Genomic DNA, 3133 nt, shown 5'->3' with positions numbered 1-3133 from the left:
CAGGCCTTTTCCCGTCCGGAGGAAATATCAATTTCGTGTCTTTTCCGCAAGCGGAACATTTTGCATCATAAAGAATTGATGATTGAGGACTGCTCATTCTTGCCGGAAACGCCCCTGCCGACTGATTCGCTCCTGCCGGCTGGGCCACTCCTGAAAGAGTTATTGATTCAGTCCAGTCGGTTATTCTTTTTTCAACAGCTTCTCTCGGATTACCGTATCTTTCCCGCGAAACAGCGATTATTTTTTCCACGCTGGATTGTTCCAGCGCCGGCAAAGGAGGCAACGTTTCAGCTGAAAACGGCTTGCTTGATAATCCGTTAATCATCAATTTTACATAAATGGAATATTTTTTTAAATTAACTATGTCTGTGGCGAGAAAATATGGAGAAAATTCTTTTTCTAAAAATTCTGCGTCCTCGGCTCCGACGCGGAAGACAACCAACGTTCCCACGTTGCCGAAAACAGCGTCCCTGACCGTCTCATCCATCTGATTGATGTATTGATGTCCCAAAATTAAATCCAATCTGTACTTTCTCGCCTCTGACAAAATAATAGCAAAAGATTCCGTGGCAAAGTTCTGGAACTCATCAACATATAAATAAAAGTCATTTCTCTCCTCCTCGGGAATTTCCACCCTGCTCATAGCCGCCAACTGAAGCTTTGTAATCAGAAGAGCTCCCGAAAGAGAAGAGTTTTCCTCTCCGATTCTCCCCTTTGACAAATTGGCTATCAGGATTTTTTTAGTATCCATTATCTCCCTGAAATTTATGGACGCCTTTACCTGACCAATAAAATTCCTGATAAGAGGATCTGAAATAAATTGTCCGACTTTGTTTTGAATAGCGGCCGTCGCTTCTGTCTCATACTTTTGACTGTATTTGGCAAACTCATTAACCCAAAAAGATTTTACGGTTGAATCAGTCACTTTTTCCAAAACTTTTTTTCTGTAATTCGGGTCGGCAAGTATCCTATTAATCCCCAGCAGAGTAGAGCCCGGATATTCCAAAAGAGCCAAAATTGCGTAATTTAAGATGTATTCCATTCTGGCTGACCAGACTTCCGGTCCGAATATTTTTTTAAAAACCCCCATCAACCCGGAAACAACCAAGTGGCGATATTTTTTCCCGACGCTCTCCATGACATTAAAAGCGATCGGAAAGTCCAAGTCTCCGGGGTTGAAATAAACGACATCATTAATTCTGGAAGCAGGGATAAAATTTAATATTTTTTCAGCCGCTTCGCCATGAGGATCTATAAAAGCAATCCCTTTACCGTTTCTGATATCCTGAATAGCCATGTTTTCCATCATGGCTGTTTTCCCCATTCCGGTTTTTCCTATAACATAAAAATGCCGGCGCCTGTCGTCAGCCTTTATACCAAACCTTCTTCTTCTATTTCTGAATGTTGTTTCGCCGAAAAAAGTTATATCACTCATATTTTTTTTATTCTACTGGTAATTCAGGAGGAGCTTCTCCTTTCTTCTGCTCAAGCCAGGCAACTCCGGCAGCCGGAGCGGCAATTTTGCCCGGAAAATGAAACAAGGTCGCCAATTCTTCGGTGTTCAAAAGCATTTTGACGCTTTGACCGTCTTCGGCTTTAGAACGAGGGAAAACTCCGGGATATCTTTTAGTAAAATATCTGAATTTTCTTCTTTCCCTGATATATAACCTCCGCTTATCAAGAATTCCGATCCAAATGGATTTTACCTTAGTCGTTCCCGGCGACCAGGGCTTAAATCCTCCGCCGTATTCACCCAAAGAAAGAGATTTGCTGAAGCCAAAAAGGCCCTTAACTCGCGGTTTAAAGAAAACCCCCTTCTTGGCAATATAGACAGCTCTGAAGGTTGTCACAAATCCAAATTTACCCATTTTTTCTTCCACGCAGGTAAGCAATTCTCTTTCTCCGGGAGTCAATTTCATTTCCGGAGAGAATATTTCTTTTTTTTCTTCTTTGGCGCTTTTCTCCTCTTTTTTACCGACGATGACATGATAAAGCGCTGCCCTCGCTTCATCAAAAGTGTTCATAACCTCTGATGCCACTTTCTCTTTTTCCGGTCTTTGAGAGAGCTTGTCAACTAATTTTTTAGACTTTGTCACCCAGTCGTAATTTTTATCCATAACAGGCTTGGCAAGGTACTGAATCCACATCTGTTCTCCCGGACCTAAGGAACTCATTGATTCCAAAAGACTGGCTAAAGGGTCAACTCTTTCTTCCTCCTTCATACTCTTCCCTCCTGTTTCTTTAATTTCTCTTCCCACTTCAAATTTCGGATAAGTTTTAATCGGGTAAAGTTCGTTTCTGGCGGCAATAAATTCAACTCCCCATATTTTCCATTCTTTATTGGGAATGTTTTGAGGGACATTTTTTGTGTAATCGTCAACCTGGCTGATTTCAGCATCCGGATATTGGGCGTAAAAAGCTGCTTCCACGAACCCTTTCCACGGCTCCGGAACTCTTACGAAAAAATGAACAACTCCTTCAATACCGGCTATTTCAAAAGCTATGCTTTGTTGACAAACACCCTCAACCCATTTTTCCTTCGGCGTCGGAGAGTCATGGATCCCATGGAGAGAAGATATAACCTGATCCATCGCTTTAATGGATTTCAAAGACACTTCAGGTATTCTGATCTCAAGCAATATTCTTTTCGTCTTACCATCCCACCTATTAGTTATAAAATCCAGATATCTTTCTTCCGCCTTCGCCCGAAGCCAAAACGGCAATGGAACCCACCACCAACTGACAATAATGTGCCAGACATATAAAGAAAACGAACTTAATTCCGAATAAAAAGAAGGGCTAAGTATCATAATACTAATATATTAGCACATTTATATGTCAAAGTCTTGCTCTTTTTAAAAAACAAAAAATCCCGCCACATATGTCCTGTTCTTTCATTTTTTGGACTTTTTCTGCCGTTTCTTCTTTTTTTTCAGATATATCTTCTTATAATAATAGCACAATCAAAAGCAATAACTATCGGTTACAATGTTGAAATGCTTAAAAATTGAGGATTGGCCAAAAATTAGAAATTCAATCCTATGCTTCTTTGATGTTGTATCTTCCTCCGGAGTCTTTGGCGAAATATTTTTTATTGTTGAGATTCAAAAGAATAGTATTTTCTTTGACCATT

General features: G+C 40.4%; 1 protein-coding gene and 1 pseudogene (1 of these 2 cut by a window edge). Both read right to left on the bottom strand.

Annotated elements, in window-relative coordinates; genetic code table 11:
- A pseudogene (locus tag COS96_01630) lies at positions 1 to 1435 on the bottom strand (hypothetical protein); it reaches 245 nt to the left of the window's first position.
- A 7-nt stretch (positions 1436 to 1442) separates the two neighbouring features.
- The gene (locus COS96_01625) at positions 1443 to 2810 is read right to left on the bottom strand and encodes a hypothetical protein (protein PIU43948.1); all 1368 of its coding nucleotides are present in this window, start codon (positions 2808 to 2810) and stop codon (positions 1443 to 1445) included.
- Positions 2811 to 3133 lie beyond the last annotated feature (323 nt).

The sequence above is a fragment of the Candidatus Nealsonbacteria bacterium CG07_land_8_20_14_0_80_39_13 genome (genome assembly GCA_002779355.1).
In the GTDB taxonomy this organism is placed as follows: Bacteria; Patescibacteriota; Minisyncoccia; order Minisyncoccales.
The sequence above is the reverse complement of the archived record's forward strand: the minus strand, read 5'-3'. Positions and strand labels throughout refer to the sequence as shown.

Bases quoted from the DNA above. Each gene is read 5' to 3' on its own strand.
- COS96_01625 (PIU43948.1), bottom strand. From the start codon at position 2,810: ATGATACTTAGCCCTTCTTTTTATTCGGAATTAAGTTCGTTTTCTTTA.